25 protein-coding genes and 2 pseudogenes are annotated in these 18467 nt (G+C 36.6%); 3 read left to right on the top strand and 24 right to left on the bottom strand.

The window, feature by feature from the left end:
* Positions 1-215: 215 nt before the first annotated feature.
* The 11 genes and pseudogenes from AS180_RS12630 to AS180_RS12585 form a co-directional block, all read right to left on the bottom strand.
* Complete coding sequence (locus AS180_RS12630; protein ID WP_025907959.1) at positions 216-992, bottom strand: sulfite exporter TauE/SafE family protein; 777 nt, start codon at positions 990-992, stop codon at positions 216-218.
* A 54-nt stretch (positions 993-1046) separates the two neighbouring features.
* Complete coding sequence (locus AS180_RS12625) at positions 1047-1268, bottom strand: sulfurtransferase TusA family protein (RefSeq protein ID WP_025907960.1); 222 nt, start codon at positions 1266-1268, stop codon at positions 1047-1049.
* A 15-nt stretch (positions 1269-1283) separates the two neighbouring features.
* Complete coding sequence (locus AS180_RS12620) at positions 1284-2396, bottom strand: MBL fold metallo-hydrolase (RefSeq protein ID WP_175384200.1); 1113 nt, start codon at positions 2394-2396, stop codon at positions 1284-1286.
* 54 nt (positions 2397-2450) lie between these two features.
* Positions 2451-3014 carry a sulfurtransferase TusA family protein gene (locus AS180_RS12615; RefSeq protein ID WP_062686884.1) on the bottom strand — a complete coding sequence of 188 codons (564 nt, stop codon included), beginning with the start codon at positions 3012-3014 and terminating at the stop codon, positions 2451-2453.
* A gap of 39 nt (positions 3015-3053) precedes the next feature.
* Positions 3054-3341, bottom strand: coding sequence for a rhodanese-like domain-containing protein (locus tag AS180_RS12610; RefSeq protein WP_025907963.1), 288 nt, complete (start codon positions 3339-3341; stop codon positions 3054-3056).
* Between the two features lie 15 nt (positions 3342-3356).
* The gene (locus AS180_RS12605; protein ID WP_062686883.1) at positions 3357-3833 is read right to left on the bottom strand and encodes a DsrE/DsrF/DrsH-like family protein; all 477 of its coding nucleotides are present in this window, start codon (positions 3831-3833) and stop codon (positions 3357-3359) included.
* Between the two features lie 58 nt (positions 3834-3891).
* The gene (locus AS180_RS12600) at positions 3892-4119 is read right to left on the bottom strand and encodes a sulfurtransferase TusA family protein (protein WP_025907965.1); all 228 of its coding nucleotides are present in this window, start codon (positions 4117-4119) and stop codon (positions 3892-3894) included.
* Between the two features lie 48 nt (positions 4120-4167).
* Positions 4168-4428 carry a metal-sensitive transcriptional regulator gene (locus AS180_RS12595; protein WP_025907966.1) on the bottom strand — a complete coding sequence of 87 codons (261 nt, stop codon included), beginning with the start codon at positions 4426-4428 and terminating at the stop codon, positions 4168-4170.
* 410 nt (positions 4429-4838) lie between these two features.
* The gene (locus tag AS180_RS12590) at positions 4839-5102 is read right to left on the bottom strand and encodes a hypothetical protein (RefSeq protein ID WP_139109196.1); all 264 of its coding nucleotides are present in this window, start codon (positions 5100-5102) and stop codon (positions 4839-4841) included.
* A gap of 18 nt (positions 5103-5120) precedes the next feature.
* On the bottom strand, positions 5121-5321 hold the full coding sequence (locus AS180_RS23555; protein WP_025907968.1) for a hypothetical protein: 201 nt from the start codon (positions 5319-5321) through the stop codon (positions 5121-5123).
* Between the two features lies 1 nt (position 5322).
* A pseudogene (locus AS180_RS12585) lies at positions 5323-5840 on the bottom strand (GTP-binding protein); the annotation flags it as partial.
* Positions 5841-6108: 268 nt separating this feature from the next.
* Between AS180_RS12585 and AS180_RS23550 the strand changes: the two are divergent.
* The 3 genes from AS180_RS23550 (at position 6109) to AS180_RS12575 (ending at position 7441) form a co-directional block, all read left to right on the top strand.
* The gene (locus AS180_RS23550) at positions 6109-6342 is read left to right on the top strand and encodes a hypothetical protein (protein WP_226372962.1); all 234 of its coding nucleotides are present in this window, start codon (positions 6109-6111) and stop codon (positions 6340-6342) included.
* Positions 6333-6992, top strand: coding sequence for an EamA family transporter (locus AS180_RS12580; RefSeq protein ID WP_258954127.1), 660 nt, complete (start codon positions 6333-6335; stop codon positions 6990-6992). Before AS180_RS23550 ends, AS180_RS12580 begins: the two co-directional genes overlap by 10 nt.
* Before the next feature lie 74 nt (positions 6993-7066).
* Positions 7067-7441, top strand: a complete 375-nt coding sequence (locus AS180_RS12575) for a putative periplasmic lipoprotein (protein ID WP_025907971.1) — start codon at positions 7067-7069, stop codon at positions 7439-7441.
* 36 nt (positions 7442-7477) lie between these two features.
* On the opposite strand, the gene AS180_RS12570 is transcribed toward AS180_RS12575, so the two are convergent.
* The 13 genes and pseudogenes from AS180_RS12570 to AS180_RS12515 all read right to left on the bottom strand — a co-directional run bounded on the left by AS180_RS12570 (position 7478) and on the right by AS180_RS12515 (position 18453).
* Positions 7478-8473, bottom strand: a complete 996-nt coding sequence (locus AS180_RS12570) for an ATP-binding protein (protein WP_081801803.1) — start codon at positions 8471-8473, stop codon at positions 7478-7480.
* Positions 8460-8636, bottom strand: coding sequence for a hypothetical protein (locus AS180_RS22575; RefSeq protein ID WP_156413483.1), 177 nt, complete (start codon positions 8634-8636; stop codon positions 8460-8462). Before AS180_RS22575 ends, AS180_RS12570 begins: the two co-directional genes overlap by 14 nt.
* Positions 8637-8854: 218 nt before the next feature.
* Entirely contained in the window at positions 8855-9970 is a 1116-nt protein-coding gene (locus AS180_RS12565) for an IS4 family transposase (RefSeq protein WP_025907973.1), read from the bottom strand.
* 259 nt (positions 9971-10229) lie between these two features.
* Positions 10230-10607 carry an immunity 22 family protein gene (locus tag AS180_RS12560; protein WP_025907974.1) on the bottom strand — a complete coding sequence of 126 codons (378 nt, stop codon included), beginning with the start codon at positions 10605-10607 and terminating at the stop codon, positions 10230-10232.
* 13 nt (positions 10608-10620) lie between these two features.
* The gene (locus AS180_RS12555) at positions 10621-10971 is read right to left on the bottom strand and encodes a hypothetical protein (RefSeq protein WP_025907975.1); all 351 of its coding nucleotides are present in this window, start codon (positions 10969-10971) and stop codon (positions 10621-10623) included.
* Between the two features lie 155 nt (positions 10972-11126).
* Positions 11127-12206, bottom strand: a pseudogene (locus tag AS180_RS12550) (IS110 family transposase); the annotation flags it as partial.
* A gap of 335 nt (positions 12207-12541) precedes the next feature.
* A complete protein-coding gene (locus AS180_RS12545; protein ID WP_000041340.1) occupies positions 12542-12898 on the bottom strand; it encodes a hypothetical protein in 357 nt (118 codons plus the stop codon).
* Positions 12899-12916: 18 nt separating this feature from the next.
* On the bottom strand, positions 12917-13702 hold the full coding sequence (locus AS180_RS12540; RefSeq protein WP_226372961.1) for a hypothetical protein: 786 nt from the start codon (positions 13700-13702) through the stop codon (positions 12917-12919).
* Positions 13703-14083: 381 nt separating this feature from the next.
* A complete protein-coding gene (locus AS180_RS12535) occupies positions 14084-14776 on the bottom strand; it encodes an SMI1/KNR4 family protein (RefSeq protein WP_025907979.1) in 693 nt (230 codons plus the stop codon).
* A 6-nt stretch (positions 14777-14782) separates the two neighbouring features.
* The gene (locus AS180_RS23545) at positions 14783-15037 is read right to left on the bottom strand and encodes a hypothetical protein (protein ID WP_025907980.1); all 255 of its coding nucleotides are present in this window, start codon (positions 15035-15037) and stop codon (positions 14783-14785) included.
* Positions 15038-15316: 279 nt separating this feature from the next.
* On the bottom strand, positions 15317-16552 hold the full coding sequence (locus tag AS180_RS12525; RefSeq protein ID WP_025907981.1) for an IS110 family RNA-guided transposase: 1236 nt from the start codon (positions 16550-16552) through the stop codon (positions 15317-15319).
* Between the two features lie 157 nt (positions 16553-16709).
* Complete coding sequence (locus AS180_RS12520; RefSeq protein WP_062686882.1) at positions 16710-17486, bottom strand: recombinase family protein; 777 nt, start codon at positions 17484-17486, stop codon at positions 16710-16712.
* Between the two features lie 421 nt (positions 17487-17907).
* Positions 17908-18453, bottom strand: coding sequence for a T6SS immunity protein Tdi1 domain-containing protein (locus tag AS180_RS12515; protein ID WP_025907983.1), 546 nt, complete (start codon positions 18451-18453; stop codon positions 17908-17910).
* Positions 18454-18467 lie beyond the last annotated feature (14 nt).

Genomic DNA, 18467 nt, shown 5'->3' with positions numbered 1-18467 from the left:
TTTGTACAAGTGTTAACCTATTTTGGTCTTTCCATTCTTTTAATTGTTAACAAACCCTTAGTCACAAAGCAGTTCTAATGAAGCAAGACGAACATAATATTTTTATTTTATCATAAAAATATTCATTTCGGATAGGTATTCATAGCATTTAATGACAAAATTCGACTTTTGTTCACATTTTCACAATAGAAAAAAGCGCAGAATAATTTCTACGCTCACAAAATATCAATCCATATTTTAATTGCCGTTGCTAAAATTAATAGTGCAAGAGCGATTTGTAAAACCTTTGTATTGATTTTTTTCCCTGCCTTTGCTCCAAGAGGAGAGGCGATTAAGCTTGCAATAACCATAATAAGAGCTGGACCGTAATCAACTTGCCCAGTCGTTACTTTTCCTACCGTTGCGCCAATTGATGAGATAAACGTAATGGCTAGAGAAGAGGCGATTGTCATACGTGTTGGAATTTTAAGAACAACAAGCATAATCGGTACCAATAAAAAGGCTCCCGCTGCTCCGACAATACCAGATCCTACTCCCACAATGAAAGCTAAGCCAGCAGCTAACCATTTATTAAACGTTACTTGATCAAGTGGCAGGTCATCAATGCCTTTTTTCGGAACAAACATCATAATAGCAGCAACTAACGCTAAAATTCCATATACGAAGTTAATACCTTCTTCTGACATCATTTGAGAACCAAACCCACCAATAAAGCTTCCGATTAAAATGCTAGCTCCCATATAAAGAATAAGGTTTTTGTTTAAATAACCTCCTTTTCGATACGCCCATACGCCCCCAATTGTCGCAAAGAACACTTGGACAGCGCTAATTCCTGAGACTTCATGTGCTGAAAAAGCTGTAAGACCAAGTATCGGAGGAATATATAAAAGCATTGGATACTTAATAATTGAACCACCAATTCCAAGCATTCCAGATAAGTACGAACCAATAAACCCAATTAAAAAGATAACCGTTATAAACCAAAGATCCATGTGATAGACTCCTTTCATTAGAAAAGGGAACCGTGCGTGGTTCCCCTCTATTTGTTACGCTTTTTGAATCCAAAATTTGAAGACAGATCCTTCTTCCTCGTGTTTAACAAGCACATGACCCATTGATTTTGCCCAAGCAGCTAAGTCACTTTTTGCTCCTTTATCTGTTGTATGAATTTCTAGAATTTCACCTGAATTTAGCTCATTCATTGCTTTTTTTGTTTTTACGATTGGCATTGGACATGCTAATCCTGTCGCATCTACAAAAGTTCCCATTATTTCTCCTCCTCTTTATCGAACTGCACAGCGGTTTGGTCCAATTTCCATTTCACGCTGCTTATCTTCATCTGGCGTCATTTTCCCCATATTTGTTTGACGAATTTCTTGATATGCATTGGGCTGAGGAGGTAGGTTCTCCGTTACTAACTTACGAAATTCTTCTTCATACTCAATGTTTAAGCCGTGATTGTTTGCATATAGCTCATGAAGCGGTTTTGCTATGCTTCCATCTTCATTTAGCTCATCCATAATCATAAAATGAGCCGGCAGAACGATTAATTGATCTGATAGGTTACGATAGCGAGTGTATAGACTTTCACGAAGATCAGCTACCCAATCTTCAGCCATACCAGCTAAGTCAGGACGACCAATTGAATCAATAAATAAAATATCTCCTGATAATAAGTAGCGATTATCAACGATGAAAGATGTAGATCCAATTGTGTGACCTGGTGAATAAAGCGCGTGAATGTGAATCGTTGTATTTCCGATTGTCACGTCGTTACCGTCTTCAAGCGCTTCATATGCAAAAGTTACTTCTGTTGCGTCTTTTGGCGGCAACCAATAAGCAGCTCCTGTTTTTTCCGCAATCATGCGTCCACCTGAAATGTGATCTGCGTGTAGGTGCGTATCAAATACGTGAGTAATTTTCACTCCTATCTCATCGGCAAACTGTAAATACGTATCCGTCATGCGTGTTGAATCAATAATTGCTGCTTCACCGTTTGACACAACCATGTATGATAAACAACCTTTACCAATACGAACAAACTGATATAGCTCTCCGCCGTCTTTTAATTCGCCTAACTTCACTGGCTCTAAATGCTCACTCCAAGCGCGCATACCACCAGCTAAATAAAATACGTCTTTTCCTTCATCTGAAAGCATTTCTGCTACCATAATCGATGAGCCTTCTTTTGCACAGACAACTAATATGTCTTTATCTTGTGGAAGTTGATTTAGAATACCTTCTACACCGTCCAATAAGTCAAAGTACGGAATATTTAAATACGTAAAGTTTTCACTTTCAATTTTCCAATCTTGGAATGCATCTTCGTTACGAACATCTAAGATAAATAAAGCCTCTTTGTTAATTGCTTTTTTTGCTACCTCAGCAGCACTCATTTGATTTACTGTCACCTAAATTACCTCCCAGGGTATTTATTTTGATAAAAAAATTTATGTTAATGATTTCGTTTCTCCTGACCATTCACTCATACCAGGTACAACATTTTTTACGCTTGTAAATCCGCTTTCACTCAGCTTTTGAGCTGCTAAGTCACTTCTGCTTCCTGTACGGCAAACAACAAATACCTCTTTACCTTTATCAAGCTCATTCATACGCGCCTCTAGGTCTCCTAGTGGAATATTAACTGCATTCGGAATATGGCGGAATCCATATTCTGCTTCTTCTCGCACATCTACTACAAGAATCGATTCGTTAGCTGCTAATTTTGCTTCTAGTTCATCGTTGCTAACAAGGTATGGATGTTTCTTTTCAATTCCTTCTTCATTAGATGATTTGCGCAAGAAGTGCTTTAACACGTCGCCTTCTTCAATGACGCCTAAATACTGGTGACCTGTACGCTCTGCCCACGCCTGCAAGTCCGCTTTTGAACCTTTATCCGTTGCCTGCACTTCTAGCACCTGTCCTGCTTCTACATCATTCATTGCTTTTTTTGTTTTTACAATCGGCATTGGGCACGCTAGGCCCTTTGCATCTAAAATTACGTTGGCTTTCATCCTTATTACCTCCTAGGGTATATTAACTTGCAAATTTTTTTATTCTGTTGGCCCTTCCCATGCCAGCATACCGCCCGTCATGTTCTGAACCTTAAATCCTTGATTTTCTAAAAAGCGAACTGCCTGAGAGCTGCGCCCACCTGAGCGACACACAACCGTGTACTCAACGTTTTTATCCAGCTCATTCATACGAAATTCGATTAACCCTAACGGAATGTGAAGAGCGTTAGGGATTTTGCCTTCCGCTACCTCAGCTACTTCACGCACATCCAGTACCGTTAACTGATTTAATTTCTTTTCAACATCTTTTGCTAGAATCTCTTTCATGAATAGTCCTCCTCATTAAATGAATAAGTTTACGTTACCTTCTTCAGCGTCTGCTAAATAAGCAGCTACACCAGCATAATCGATTCCATCTACTAACTCTTCTTTTTGTAATCCTAATAAATCCATCGTCATTGTGCATGCTACAAGCTTTACATCTTGCTCTTTTGCCATTTCAATTAAATCTGGTAATGGCACCGCATTGTGCTTTTTCATGACGCTTTTAATCATTTTAGGTCCCATTCCTGCAAAATTCATTTTTGAAAGGCCCATTTTATCTGCGCCGCGAGGCATCATTTTACCAAACATTTTTTCCATAAACCCTTTTTTAGTTGGCACCATTGCTTCCTTACGAAGAGCGTTTAATCCCCAGAACGTATGGAAGATGGTTACTTCATGATCGTAAGCTGCTGCTCCGTTTGCAATAATATAAGCAGCCATGGCTTTATCGTAATCACCGCTGAATAATACAATTGTTGTTCTTTTCTTTTCCATGTTAAACTCCTCCTTATTTTTACTTATACACGTATGGGTATAATGTTAGCTAAAAAAATTATCCTTTTTGAATCCAAAATGATAGTACGTCATCTGTTTCTTCTGCTTTAACGATTGTGTGTCCCATTGACTTCGCCCATGCTGTTAAGTCACTTTTTGCTCCTTTATCAGTCGCAATAACTTCTAGTACTTCACCCGTTTGTAATTCGTTCATTGCTTTCTTTGTTCGTACAATTGGCATTGGACATGCTAAACCTTTTGCGTCTAATTGTTTTGTTACGTTCATTTTCCATTCCTCCATTTACCTATAGGGGTATATTTTATATTAAAAAAATTAGCGGCTTTTTACTAATAATCCAACGGCTTCTTGAATCATTTCATCCACAGATTCGCCGTTTCTTTCTGCTTCCAGCGCACATTCTACTAAGTTTGTGCTCACCACAAGACCCATTGTGCGATCGATTGCTGATCGTGCTGCAGAAAGCTGCGTTATAACTTCCTTGCAGTCTTTTCCTTCTTCCATCATGCGTAAAACGCCGCGAAGCTGACCTTCTATACGCTTAACACGATTTTGAATTTGAGTCGTATATTCCATCAGCGTTCCTCCTTTTTTGAAGTGCTGTGTTTCGTTACTCATATAATATACCCCTATAGGTATAAATGTCAACACATTTAGTAATTTTTTTTAATGATGAATGTGCCTACGATTTAAACCTCTGTCAAAGCCTGAAAATCAAGGATTTCTAATATAAGTATTGAAGTGGATACAGAAATTCACCTCATGAGAAAGAGGTTATATTTGAGTAGTTACTAATCAAATGAATAAACCATTCTTTAAAAAAGTTCTAAGTACTTAATACCCTATCATGTTTTTGCTAAAGAAAAAAGGATAAGTTGTTCTTAAGGAGCTCAAATAAAAAAACAAACCTCTTGATTGGTTTGTTTTTTTGGCTTTGACTAGTAGATCTATGACGCTAGTTAATCTAATAAGCATCGACAGCCTTATCACAAGTATGGACCTCCTGATTTTCTATACACATAGTCTTCGTTTTTAGTTGAAGACCACTGACCCAAAGCTGTTGCTAGCACAAAAAACACGCCGCCGACTCCTAGCGATGCCCCATAATACCCTTTAAAAAACAAGATGAATGATGTAACTAATAGCGCAACAATGGCAATGATTAAGCTCATTATTATTTTTTGTTTCTTTTTATCCTTCATCGTGTCACCCTCTTTTTTGGGATTTTCTGTTATTGTTAATTTTAACATAAAAAACCAATTTAAAGCCTATCTATTTTCAAAATGCTCATACTGTATTTCTTCATTTAAAGACATAAGTCCAACTTGATGCTGTTTCACCTTTAAGTAGCTAAATCCCAGGCGTAAGTCAACAGATGCAGGCTGGATCTGCTCTTGTTCAAGGGCTGGAAGCGACGCTACCCAATATGAAACGGGTTCAATACTAACAGATGGACCCGCTTGTGACATTTTGATCAATTAATAAATCTGCAATCTCACGCGCATCCTCTTCACCGAGCGCTTCTTTACGGTCTAACAATGAATCTCCAGATTGAAAGTCATGCCAAAAGCGATTGGCATCTACAACCGTTACCATCGTGTTTAATGTACAAAATTGTGTTAAATCAATGCCTAGCTCTTCATCTATATACGAAAATGTTTGAGCAACTGGAACCGGCTCACTAATTCCTGTTGATTCAATTAATATGTAGTCAATGTTTCCTCTTTGAGCAAGCTTTTCAACCTCAACTAACAGATCTTCTCGAAGCGTGCAGCAAATGCAGCCGTTTGACATTTCAACGAGCCTTTCCTCTGTCCTCGATAAATCTCCACCTTCCTTCACCAACTCTGCGCTATATTTACTTCACTCATATCATTTACTATCACCGCTACGCGAAGGCCATCACGATTCTGGAGCACGTGATTTAATAACGTGGTTTTCCCCGATCCTAAATAACCACTTAGTACTGTTACCGGTATTTTTTTCATATCAAATACCTCCTCATTAATTTAAATAGTAAGGATTACGATTTAAATTATACTATACTATGGTTTTTTTGTGGAATGCAAGAGATATATTTATATAAACCTCTTAATCGAATTTCTATTGATAGCTGCATGATATCATTTTATAATAAAGCTAGTTACATACCTTAAAAGCTGCAATTCCTGCAGCAGGTGGATTTTTTACTGCTATTTTTCGCCACCCATCTCCTCGAAGATGGGTGGCTTTTGTATTGTTTAAAGGAGGATTTTTATGAATTTATGGTTTTATGCTCTCCTTGTCTTTTTAGGTGGGTGCTCGTATGGTGTTGTCTCAACTTTTGTGAAGCTTGGATACGCTGCGGGGTTTGGTGTGAATGCTTTAACAGGAAGTCAGTATCTACTAGGTGCACTTCTGCTTTGGATACTGGCTAGCTTTGTGCCCAAAAGTCCTCTTCGGAAAAAAATTGGGCTGTTTTACTGCTCAGCGGGACGCCAATGGGACTAACAGGGATTTTTTATAACTACGCGCTTAGCTACATCAACGCGTCGTTTGCCATTATTCTTTTACTACAGTTCACATGGATCAGCATGATTTTACAATACGTGTTTGACAAGAAAGCACCTACTTCTAAGCAGCTAGTGGCAGCGGCTATTATTATGGTAGGCTCACTCTTAGCATCCGGCGTTGCTGAAAGTACGATTGCTTTTTCAGGTCTAGGAATACTCTTTGGTCTGCTTGCTGCCGTATCGTTTTCATTTTTTATCTTTTTTAGCGGACGCACGTCTATTTCGATTCACCCAATCCGCAAAAGTGCCATCATGACAACCGGTGCTGCGCTTCTTATCTTTATTGTTATGCCACCGACGTTTATGGTGGAAGAACTCGTATCTATACATTTATGGATGTATGGGCTATTAATGGGGTTATTCGGGTCATTGCTTCCTCCGATTCTGTTTAATACCGGCATGCCAAAAGTCGGCGGAAATCTTGGTGCTATTTTAAGTGCTTCAGAACTGCCAACCGCTGTGTTTATGTCCACTTTTGTGTTACATGAATCGGTTGCTTCTATTCAATGGATGGGCGTTATTCTTATTTTAGTTGGCATTGCTTTTCCAAGTTTAAAGCGCAAAGAGCGCTATGAAGTGCGTTTGTAAACAGGAGAGTCTTTACGCACTTCTGACTTTTACGTTATACTATTTAGAAAATAATAACAAAAGAAGGTGCACCATTGAAAAAAATCATGACGGTAGGATTCCTTGCTGCTCTTACACTCTCTGCTTGTAACAGCTCAGAAGTCAGCCTCAGCGAAGTAAAAACAGCTCCAAAATCTATTGAAGAAGAAACGAATGACGCGGCTGATCTTCAGCTGATTCAAGGAGATAAAAACACTGAAGGTTATCTTATTTATCAAACGTCTCAGCTTTTATCCGCAAACCTTGAACAAAGAGAAGACGTAATCACAATTAAATTAACTGAAACAAAATCTGAAAACACGATAAAAAAACCGTTCATCTATAAGCTTACATGGGATTCGCCTGATAGTACGCTTAAAGTGCTGATTAACGGTAAAGAAACTCCGTTTGACGTAATTAAAGGTCAATAGAAATAAGCAGCTGGGTTCCTCCCTCGCTGCTTATTTCTATTTAGCCTGTAGATCTGCTTCATGCAGAATAATTAGCTCTGAAAATAGCTCATCTCCAAGAAGCTCCTTTAATTCCCTTAGCTTCTTATCACCTGCATTCATCGGATACATATGAAACTGAGTGAGTGCCGAAACACGCTTGACGAACTCGCCTTCATACCCAAGTATCGTTAGCCAATACGCTGCCAGCTGTGAAGAAACATAGTCATGTCCGATGAAGCTCGCATATTTTGTTTCCTCCCCTTTGTAGTTCACAAACGACTTGCACGTTCCTTTTCCGAGATCATGAAACAGCGCTGCCCACAAAAGAACCAGCTTATTAGGGTCTTGATAGTGCTCTTGTATATGCAGATACACATAATACGTATGTCGACTAACAGAGAAGCTGTGGTATTTTGAGTCTTGCGGTAAGTCAATAATCGCGCTAAAGTCGGGTATATAGCAGGATAGCTCTGAAAATAGCTCATCGTGAGGTAAGTGCTTAGTAAAAAGTTTTTCGCAAGCCTCTTTATGCTCAATGGAGTGACGCTTCTTAGTTGAAATGTACGTTACTTCATCCCAGCCTTCATTTTCAACTGGAATATGAGCACTTTTATACATTCTATTAATCGACTCTTCTTTCACTACTCTAGCACGTTGTTGATTACGCGATTTCACTTCGTCAATATGTTCATTTAAATAGTACACCGTTTTTTTATTCGCCTTAAACACTTGAGTAATCAAATGCTTTCTTCGCTTGCGATGAACATTTGTCGCATCATATATTACATGCTGACCGCTTTTTAACAGCTCCGTAGCTCGCTCATTCATCACTTCAAATATCCTGCTGTTTTCGTCTTGATTATTCACATCGCCCGTCAGCTCTTGTCTGATGTTATCAGAAGATAAGTGAACATATTTTTTAGTTTGGGCTATTTCTTCAGCTAATGTAGATTTCCCGCTTCCAGGAAGACCTACTAGCATAATTAATTCCCCGAGCTTATTTTCCATCATACTCACCTTCTTTTATTCCTGAAATGAATTCACCGTACCCTAACTCTGACATTTTCTTGTAGCCAACTTTTCCTTTTTTCAGCAAGTTATATTCCATGCCTAAATACTCGCTTCGCACGTATGGCTTAATATGCTGAGGGACATTTTGTTCTACCCAAATCATAAACTCTTTTTGTGTTCTCTTTGGGGCTCTTACGTACCACTCATTAATTTGTTGTTTTGTCTTTTTTAAATCACTAGTGTTGCATAAATTTTATTTGAATTTTCAGTTTTATATCTTTCCTAATGAAGAGCCAAAAAAGTGAATATCCAAACAAAGGTGGCTCCATCCATTTGGTTTTTATTTACAATTAGACAAAAGAGACAACGATCATTTGCTCATTAAGGGACAGCTTCCCCTTTAATTTTTCGAAGCCAGATATGTGCTGGCTTCCACAAAGCAGCCCTTAAATAACGGCTAATTTGCAGGAGTTTTCGCTTACTTTTTGTTTCGAGCTGCACGAGTACATGCAGACAAAAGACGATAAGTGCGATCAACACTTGGTTGTGAATCGCCCATTCACTTTGTCCGTAAAACTTTTTGATGCGGAGATGCTGTTTAATCCATTTGAAAAACAACTCAATTGCCCAGCGCGATTTGTACATCTCAGACATTTCTTCGGCACTCAAATCAAAACGATTCGTGATTAAATGGAGCTCATTTCCTTTTGAATCCATAACTTTTAGTAGACGGAAATAATTTTCTGCTCGATTTTGCGTCGTGCCAATCAACACCATTTGATCTGATAAAACGGTCGTATCGTTTGGCAGTTTGAAGTCGTAAACTTCCCGTATGACGGCGTTTTTCCGCAGCCTTGAAAGAAAAAAGTAGCCATCATCTGTCATGCGGTCAAATCGCTCGTAATCGAGGTAGCCACGGTCAAACACGTACATGCATTCTTTGTCATCGATCATGACTTCAAGTTGACCGCGATCATGTTCTTTTGCCGTTGTCACAACGGCTTTTTCAGGATACGATGTCCCTTTTTCCATAAAGACAAGACGTAGATGTAATTTCACACCTGCTTTTGTTTTGCGGAACGTTGCCCATCTATGATTGGTCAAATTGAGTGGTAATGTACTTGAATCAAGGATTTTTAACGGCATCACGAGTTTCGTGTAGTGCGTTTTGGCATGAATTTGTGTCACTAAATCCAGGAAAAGCCGTTGAAAGAGATCTGGATTCATGCCATTTAACCGGCGTGACAGCTGAGAAATACTGATGGAATCAAGGTCGATCCCTTTTTGAAGCTGTTCGTCGAAAAGACAATCTGTAAGTGCGTGCAGACTTTCAATTTCTTGCAGCTGTGCAAAAAGGAGTAATTTAAAGAGCGATTCCGTCGTTAATTTTTTCGTATAGTAATCTACTTTCATCGTTTTCACGTTTTCTTCAAATAATTGAAGATTGATGGGTGAAAACCATTGTCCAAATGAAGTTTTTGGTGTAATCTTGTCCATACGTGGGTCCTTTTTAATGGATTTGGACGGGTGACCACCTGACTTTATCCATTATAAAGGACTTTTTCTTTACGCAAAACGAGATTATTGAAGATTTTGAGTGTTTTTAAAACTGAAATTATTTTAATGCAACACTAGTGAATTTAAACATAAATTATAAAAACCTTGAGAAGCATATAGCCCATCAAGGTTTCAAATTAATATAAGGTTAGCGCTCTTCGCTATTCAACAGTTTATTCAAATTTCAATCTAGAGATTACTATTGTAGGTAACTAGTAGAAGTAATATAATCAAAATCCTCAAAAGAATTAACTATGTTCTCGTACTCAAAATTGTAAATTAAAATAACAGCGTTATACAACTTATTTAAGTTAGTATATCCTCTAATTTTAGGTAGTATAATCTCTTCATATGAACAGCCCTCTAATAAAACAGAGATATTATCACTCTTTCCTTCTAATACAGCTTTTTCAATAAAATCTTCATCTGTTTCATCCATATCAATATTGAAATCTACAAAAAATTTAGAAGGTACAGACTCTCCGTCTTCATCGTATATTAAATTGACGTATTTCTCTAACTGGTTTTGTGTTTTAATATTACCTAACCATATTGAAACCATTCCTTGCTTTTCCATAAATAACACACTCCTATTTTAATCTTAATCCTTCTGGCAATGATGAAATTCCACCCTCTAATCTATAGTAAGCCCAATTATTAAGTCTTCTAATAAATGTGTTATAGTCATTTGATGTATCAATAATTGCCAATAATTCATTATGTGCTTTTGTAGAACCTAACCCTCCATGAACGCCTTTAGGATTTACAAATTTAACATCAGATATTGCCGTTCTTAAATCCTTAATTTTTTCAGCACTAATATCCCAAAATTTGGATTGTGGAGCTCTTGATACTAAATGCCATTCATGCAAACCACCAGGCTCTCTAAGCTGACGCTCAATTTTCTTTCTAATCTTTTTATCTTGCCATAATTCATTCAATTCATTAGTAGAAAGAGAGTTAAAGAAATCATTAAATTTACCACTTTTTGCAGTCGGAATATCTTCTGTAGTTAATTTAGATATACTAGTTTCACCCGTACCCTATGTTGTAATCTTAAACCCTCACAACAAAAAAACAAACCATGTAAACCTTATTAAACTACTTCTTTTTCTTCCACTACCGGCAACTCATAAGCTATTTTATATTTCATCATGCCATATACAATGTTTACAAGCCTTCTCATAATACATACCAATGCTTGTCCTTTTGTTTTTCCTTCTTTTAATTTCTTTTGGTAGTACGCATGAAACACTGGATTCCGTGGCTTCTTACTTCCTTTTGCTACTTGCACTTGCTGTACTGCTAAATTATAAAATAAAGCATGTAGCGCCCTGTTTCCTTGTTTGCTTTTATGTGTCTTACCTTTCCCACCAGACCCAAAGTAAACAGGCGCAATCCCCGCAAATCGTGCTAATTTATTGGCATTTAGAAATCGTCTTATATCTCCTATCTCAGCTATTAATGCTGATGCCGTCACAAGTTCTATTCACAGCATCGTCTCTAATTGATAATCTAGTAGATTTACTAGCTGTTTTAATTCTCTTTCGATGTGTTTCATTTCTTTCTTTTTAAACTCAATCTCCCGTACAATACTTCTTACTAAAAAGTCTCGTGTGTCTTGATATTCCTTCATTGTATGTCCATCTTCTTTTACAAGTTTTAATATGTCGCTTGCTTTCTTTACTGAACATGTATTGTTGCTAACATCTAATAAAAAAGCTGTTAATTGCTTTATATTAGCCCCCTCTAAACAAGAGGGTGACGGATATTGCTGCCAAAATGCTAATGCTGTTTTTCCATCTAACTCTGAGAAAAACTTTTTATAGCTTGGATAATGATGGTTTAATTGAATATGTAGTTGGTTCTTTAATGCACTTTGTGCTTTTACTAATGCATTCCTTCTTGAAACTAGTTGTTGTATCGACCAAAATAAATCGTTTGGCTTTGCATCTGGTAATTGATTTAACTTATTTATTAGTATACGGGCTACGCATTCCGCATCCCAACTATCACTTTTTTGTGTCGTCACATGGCTTTTTCGCTCTAAAAATGATAAAGCTGGATTTACTTCTTTCACTACTTGTTCATGATCTACTAAATATTTCGCTAACGCTCTTCCATAACCACCAACATCCTCTAAACCAAATACAACTGATACCCCAGCACTCACATATATACTACGTTAAAACTTACGAGTTCGTTAGTTTAATATATTCCATGTGTTTATATTCAGCACCCAATAAAATGTCATCTCGCCTAAGCTCGTACTTTATTTTCTATTCCATCATTGCACATAACACTCTATGATGGTACAACCATCATGGAGTATCTATTTTCAAACACCATATATTTTTCTATCCACTTCAAAAATACATTCTTTTTCATCAATTTTTCTTATGTGCTTTTGTATTTATCGTTTTAGAATCATGAGATTTATCACTCGCTTATGTTGCTTTACTAATACAAACTCTTAACATATATTTTTAAAATAATAATTATTAAGACCAATTAAACTTCGTCAGACAAAGCATCATCGTAATCCTGTAATTCTTCCATAATTTCTTTTAACCGGTCAATATTATTTATAAATTCGCCGTAAGAAATTTCTTGGTAATCGAAAATCCCTTCACCGTATTCATCACTATCAAATATTTTCACTTCCGCACCTAACTTCAACAAGTTATCAACTAATCCCTTTAAATTTTCCATATCATCAATATCATTTGCATCTGTTTCGGCAAAAAAATCTTTGTTTTCAATTTTATTTTTTATCTCTGTAATTCCTAAACCAGTGTACTTTCTTAATGGTACTACACATTTACTAAATGGACCATTAGAGCTTATTGTAATTGCCATTTTACTCATCTATTATTCTCCTTTCCATTAAAATCCTTCTAAATAATTTGGATTAACAGGTCTACCAGGTGCATTTTTACTATAGCTTCCGCCATGCCAACCCCTTAAATGTTCCCTGCTAGTTACAGGATAAATTAATTCTCCTCTATTACATATATGTGGGTAATTCATAGCATTGTAAGTATGATGTCCAATTATTGATTGCCCATTATATTGAGGTTTTTTTCCTCTTAAAATCTCTTGTATCTGTTCATTAGTCCAATCCCTTGTTGTAGGTTCTCCATCTAAAATCCTTTTCTTTTCTTGCTTCCAAAATTCATTAACCCCTGCAGCTCTTCTTTTTGAAAATCTTTTATCCCATTGATATCTTTTATATTCTTCTTTTGTTACTGTACGATTTTCAATCTTTTCTTTTATTTTTTTCTGCTGACCCCTACTTAAAGATTTGTATGGTGTAAGTTTTGGTGTTAAATCAAGTTCTGCTTTCAGTACCCTTCGGGCAATAATCTCTTCTCCTACTGCTACTTCTTTATTACCCAGAACTTCACCCGTACCCTTAGAAACATCCTGAACATTCTCAACATTCCGAACCAGCTCAACCTCTTTACCCTTCTTCTCCACTCCAACGGGTTTCTCCACACGCTCCACATTCGAATTCGCCACAAATCTCCCTGTCTCTGGGTCTTGGTATCGCTTGACTTTTGGGTTGTAAATAGGCGTAATCATCTGCATCGCTTGCTGCTTCACGTTCTGCAAGGTTTCCCTTACCGTCTGCTGGGCAAGCGCTGGACCGGCTGGCGCTCGTTCAGGCATGAGCCTTGGCATGGTGCTGTCTAAAATACTCGTATACGTTTTATGTAATGACTGTGTCCACGATGCCGGCGCGGTTTTGACGCTATGGTACGCTTGTTTGGTGACGTTGGCAACGGTGCTTGTGCGCAAAATGTTGATTTGAACCTAAGTGATTATATATATTTTAATTCGTAAATCTTCATAAAGAAAGCACTTGATTGCCTAGATAGACAATCAAATGCTTTCTTTTAATTTTATAACGTAATTCATTACTAATTCTATCCTTAAACCCACGAGCAAGTTTAATTTCGTAATTTTTTGGCTTGTTCCTTGTAACAATACTTCATAAGTTTAAAATGTCTAATCTCCTATCATTGCTGCTTCTAAATATTTATATATTTTTTAATTGTCTTGAAGGCCTATTACAATCCATTCATCTACAATATCCCAAAAATCCACATTATATTCAGGCTTATCATTGGTAAACCACAATGTCGCTACATCACCTATACAGTTGTTTAAATCTATAGCAACATATCCTCCCATGCCATTTTCAAAAAAACCATATGTTGTAGCCATATTAACTCCTAATGGCCCATCTAATTCTTCAAGTATTCCCCATTCATGATCCTCAAAATGAGTAATGCGTTCTACTGGTACAAGTCCCATAGCTCTACTTGGCAGATAATAAAAACCATTGTGTAATTTTTCATAGAACTCCTTTATAGATTCTGGAACATTTGACCAATCGTGTTGCATTTCTAGAATAGAATTAGTCGGTATACCACCTTCATAATAAAGTATTTCGTCATTTTCACTTTTTACGCTGTATAGTACTGCATATTGTCCATTATCTACAATTAGTTCAAATTCTAATAAATTCTCTTTCAAGTATGATATAGTATTACTCAATTCTTTTTCACATACACTATTCCATAAAGCTATTAATTTATCTTTCTTTCTAGTTTTATCTGTTTCTTTAAATATCTCTATCCATTTTTCAGGCATATTTTCCTTTTCAATATTGAGTAAGTCTCTGTTAGACACAAACTCTATACTTTTTCTATATTGTTTTAAAAAAGATAATTTATCCACCCGAAATCACTCCTTTTTATTTATCCTATTAAATTCATCTATAATTTTTTGGATCTCAATTTCTAGTTCTTTTTCTTTTAATATCATTTTTTCCCTAAATACAGGGTTTACCGGAATATTTTCTTTTTTGTAGATGTACCAATCTGCAAATGACTTTGAACCTTTAGATGTATTAGCTGCTTCACTAAGACCTATAAAATTCTCTACAAAATTGGCAATTTCCTTCTGTTGATTGTAAGTTAATGTCTCAAAACCTTCCATACGAGCTATTTTCTCTAGGGAAACAATATGATCTGCATGCAGTTTTTTATCAATTATTTTTCCAGGTAAGGCAAAATCCTCAGTTCCAATAATATCATCAATATTTTTGTTAACTTCTCTTTGTATTTTAGAAGATGGTGATGCTCTTCTTAATTTACCATATGTCTCATCGGAAATTTTCCTTTCGCCATATCTTGCACCTTGTATATTATTTTCACCCGTACCCTATGTTGTAATCTTAAAAGCTTCTAATAAAAAAACAACTTATCTAAAACCTTATTAAACTATTTCCTTCTCACTTACTATCGGCAATTTATAGGCTGTTTTATGCTTCATCATGCCGTATATAATATTCACAAGCCTTCTCATAATACAAACCAATGCTTGTCCCTTTGTTTTGCCTTCCTTAAGCTTTCGTTGGTAATATGCATAAAATACTGGGTTCCTTGGCAACTTACTCCCCTTTGCTACTTGCACTTGTTGCACTGCTAAGTTGTAAAATAAAGCATGCAGCGCCCGATTTCCCTGTTTGCTTTTTTGTTCCTTACCTTTCCCACCAGAACCAAAGTAAACAGGTGCAATCCCCGCAAATCGTGCTAATTTGTTGGCATTCGGAAAGCGTCTTACGTCACCTATCTCCGCAATTAAAGCAGAAGCTGTTACGAGGTCAATGCCTGGCATGGAGTCTAGTTGAAAGTCTAGTAAGCTCATTAACTCTTTTAATTCGCCTTCCACATAGTTCATTTCCTTCTTTTTAAACGTGATGTCTCGAACGATGCTTCTTACTAGAAAGTCTCGCGTTTCTTGATGTTCTTTTGTTGTGTTCCCATCTTCTATTACTAGCTTCAATATTTCATTCGCTTTTTTCACCGAACAAGTATTATGGCTCACTTCTAATAAGAAGGTGGTCAATTGTTTTATACTCACACCTTCTAAACAAGACGGTGATGGGTATCGTTCCCAAAATGCTAAAGCTGTTTTCCCATCCACCTCGGAGAAAAACTTCTTATAGCTTGGATAATGATGGCTCAATTGAATATGCAGTTGGTTTTTTAAAGCACCTTGAGCTTTCACCAATGCATTTCTTCTAGTGACCAATTGTTGTATTGACCAAAATAAATCATTCGGTTTCGCGTCAGGCAAATGGTTCAGTTGGTTCAACAAAATGCGTGCCACACATTCTGCATCCCAGCTATCACTCTTTTGTGTGGTCATATGGCTTTTTCGTTCAGCGTATGAAAGAGCTGGGTTTACTTCTTTGACAACCTGTCCATGATCGGTTAAAAACTGTGCTAACGATCGTCCATATCCACCTACATCTTCTAAACCAAATACAGGTGTAATTCCTTCTTCTATTAGTTTATCAATATCCAATAAAAAAGTTGGGAAGGCAGACGGTTTATTTTCAAATTTTATTTCCTTTAGCTTCTCTTGCCAACAATTAATGACCACTGCCACATGGTGTTGCTTATGCAAGTCTACACCCACATAAATATGTTTCTGCTTTTCATGCATCGTTCATCCTCCTATTCAGTTGTCAATTATTGAATGAAAATGCCGGCAACCTTAGTTCGAGCGTTCACCAATTGGTGCGCATTGGTACGAAAGCCTATCCATTTTCACCTTTACATAGGGATATATAAGAAAATGAGTATCTTTTTTAAGTAACCATTTAAATTATTGCTTCATGTTTGCCATTTGCTTGTATTTGTCCGTATGTATAGATCCCTTGATAAAAACTTTCTCGGTCTAATATTCGCTTCACTTGTACTTTCGTAAATACTTTCCCCTGGGTTGTTTGATACCCTTCTTCATTCAAAGCTTCTGCCAACCTAGACAGTGACCATTTACTATGTAAGTGTTTCAACTCAAATAACCGTTTCACTACTTCTGCATGCCCGTTATGTATTTTTAGTTCCTTTTCACCCTTTTGTTTGGTATAGCCAAATGTCGCCCTTCCCCCTGCATATCCACCTTCTTTTGCCTTTTTATTTCTTCCTTTCGTTAGCTTCAGCGCTATTTCAAGCCGTTGATATTGGTCTAATAACTCCATTAAGCCATTGACCAAAAAATCGTTTGGGTCTTTTTTGTGAATGCTGTAAAATGGCTGTTCAATGCTTTTAATATCACAGCCGTATTTCTTTAATTCTCGTTGAATCAGTACCTTGACAATATCTGACCGCCATAATCGACTTGTATTGAGCACCACCACATAATCAATTTGGACAGACGAAAGGTGAGCCAACATTTCCTGTAAGCCCACCCTGTCAATTTCTAATGCTTCTTCATTTAGTTTTGCGCCACTAATTCCTTCGTCTCTAAAAATATGAATCAAGTTTAAGCCTTGTTCCTTACAATATACTTTAATTTCATCTTCTTGATATCTCAAGCTATATCCATCTCTTGCTTGACCTTGAGTCGAGACTCGTATATACCCAACAACGTTCAACTTTCCACCCTCCCGTTACGGAAATTACAATTTATGTAACGCTTTTTAAACGAATAGCGAGTATTATACGACCGTCTCTAGTTAAAATACAACATAAAATTTATAGGCCAAAGGCAGAAAAGAACTTCCTTTAATGTTACCTCTTGTTTTAAGCCACGAGCTTTGTGAATCTCGTTAGTTTGTCAGCAATTCCATATCATAACTATCTCTGCCATGTGAAATGTCATCTCGCCTATTTCTCGTTCTTATTCCGTTCCTCAAAGTGTTAAAACAATACTTCATGATGGTACAACCTTCATGAGTTATGAATTTCAATTAAGCATCATCAATGTCATACAAAGTTTAAATTTCTAACAAAAAATAAAAGCACCTGTTGCCTAATAAGGCAATCAAGTGCTTATAGTTAACATAGTCTTGAACATTACTGCACTGGTCCCATAAATTCAGTAATAATAAGAATATGTTCCTTCAATTTTACTTTCTTTAGGTTCTCAACTTTTTCCGCGCCACCTAAACCTAATAGAGGGGTGTATCCAAAACACTCATCATAGTTAGGGGCACTGTATTTACTAATCGCTTCAGGATAAGGCTGCCACATTAATTCATCGTTCATAAAATCATTATCTTTTAAGTCATCAAAAAAGAATTCAAATCCGGATGAAACAACATTAACATCTCCTTTCCTAAAGTTTAATAAATTTACATACTTATCTTTTTCCCATACTATAATATCACCCATTGCGGTTGTAAAAATAGGAATGGCCTGCTCATACCTTAGATAACTTCTCTCTAAAATATCTAAATAATCGTCTGGATTAATAACTTTTAAAAAGTCATTTACGAAAGTACCAAAACCATATTTTTTCCATGTTTCTATTAATTCTTCAGGAAGTTTATCCTTATATTTTAAAATAATATCATCATCAACTGTTTCATGTTTTATAAAATCGCTAAATATAGTTTCCAATTAACATACCCTCC

The sequence above is a fragment of the Priestia veravalensis genome, assembly GCF_001457055.1.
Taxonomy (GTDB): domain Bacteria; phylum Bacillota; class Bacilli; order Bacillales; family Bacillaceae_H; genus Priestia; species Priestia flexa.
This window is presented reverse-complemented; position numbering and strand designations above follow the sequence as displayed.

What these genes read in the sequence shown, in the direction of transcription:
- AS180_RS12630 (WP_025907959.1), bottom strand. Translation starts at nt 992, where the DNA reads ATGGATCTTTGGTTTATAACGGTTATCTTTTTAATTGGGTTTATTGGT.
- AS180_RS12625 (WP_025907960.1), bottom strand. Translation starts at nt 1,268, where the DNA reads ATGGGAACTTTTGTAGATGCGACAGGATTAGCATGTCCAATGCCAATC.
- AS180_RS12620 (WP_175384200.1), bottom strand. Translation starts at nt 2,396, where the DNA reads ATGAGTGCTGCTGAGGTAGCAAAAAAAGCAATTAACAAAGAGGCTTTA.
- AS180_RS12615 (WP_062686884.1), bottom strand. Translation starts at nt 3,014, where the DNA reads ATGAAAGCCAACGTAATTTTAGATGCAAAGGGCCTAGCGTGCCCAATG.
- AS180_RS12610 (WP_025907963.1), bottom strand. Translation starts at nt 3,341, where the DNA reads ATGAAAGAGATTCTAGCAAAAGATGTTGAAAAGAAATTAAATCAGTTA.
- AS180_RS12605 (WP_062686883.1), bottom strand. Translation starts at nt 3,833, where the DNA reads ATGGAAAAGAAAAGAACAACAATTGTATTATTCAGCGGTGATTACGAT.
- AS180_RS12600 (WP_025907965.1), bottom strand. Translation starts at nt 4,119, where the DNA reads ATGAACGTAACAAAACAATTAGACGCAAAAGGTTTAGCATGTCCAATG.
- AS180_RS12595 (WP_025907966.1), bottom strand. Translation starts at nt 4,428, where the DNA reads ATGGAATATACGACTCAAATTCAAAATCGTGTTAAGCGTATAGAAGGT.
- AS180_RS12590 (WP_139109196.1), bottom strand. Translation starts at nt 5,102, where the DNA reads ATGTTAAAATTAACAATAACAGAAAATCCCAAAAAAGAGGGTGACACG.
- AS180_RS23555 (WP_025907968.1), bottom strand. Translation starts at nt 5,321, where the DNA reads ATGTCACAAGCGGGTCCATCTGTTAGTATTGAACCCGTTTCATATTGG.
- AS180_RS23550 (WP_226372962.1), top strand. Translation starts at nt 6,109, where the DNA reads ATGAATTTATGGTTTTATGCTCTCCTTGTCTTTTTAGGTGGGTGCTCG.
- AS180_RS12580 (WP_258954127.1), top strand. Translation starts at nt 6,333, where the DNA reads ATGGGACTAACAGGGATTTTTTATAACTACGCGCTTAGCTACATCAAC.
- AS180_RS12570 (WP_081801803.1), bottom strand. Translation starts at nt 8,473, where the DNA reads ATGATGGAAAATAAGCTCGGGGAATTAATTATGCTAGTAGGTCTTCCT.
- AS180_RS22575 (WP_156413483.1), bottom strand. Translation starts at nt 8,636, where the DNA reads ATGATTTGGGTAGAACAAAATGTCCCTCAGCATATTAAGCCATACGTG.
- AS180_RS12565 (WP_025907973.1), bottom strand. Translation starts at nt 9,970, where the DNA reads ATGGACAAGATTACACCAAAAACTTCATTTGGACAATGGTTTTCACCC.
- AS180_RS12560 (WP_025907974.1), bottom strand. Translation starts at nt 10,607, where the DNA reads ATGGAAAAGCAAGGAATGGTTTCAATATGGTTAGGTAATATTAAAACA.
- AS180_RS12545 (WP_000041340.1), bottom strand. Translation starts at nt 12,898, where the DNA reads ATGAGTAAAATGGCAATTACAATAAGCTCTAATGGTCCATTTAGTAAA.
- AS180_RS12540 (WP_226372961.1), bottom strand. Translation starts at nt 13,702, where the DNA reads ATGCCTGAACGAGCGCCAGCCGGTCCAGCGCTTGCCCAGCAGACGGTA.
- AS180_RS23545 (WP_025907980.1), bottom strand. Translation starts at nt 15,037, where the DNA reads ATGGAAGGTTTTGAGACATTAACTTACAATCAACAGAAGGAAATTGCC.
- AS180_RS12525 (WP_025907981.1), bottom strand. Translation starts at nt 16,552, where the DNA reads ATGCATGAAAAGCAGAAACATATTTATGTGGGTGTAGACTTGCATAAG.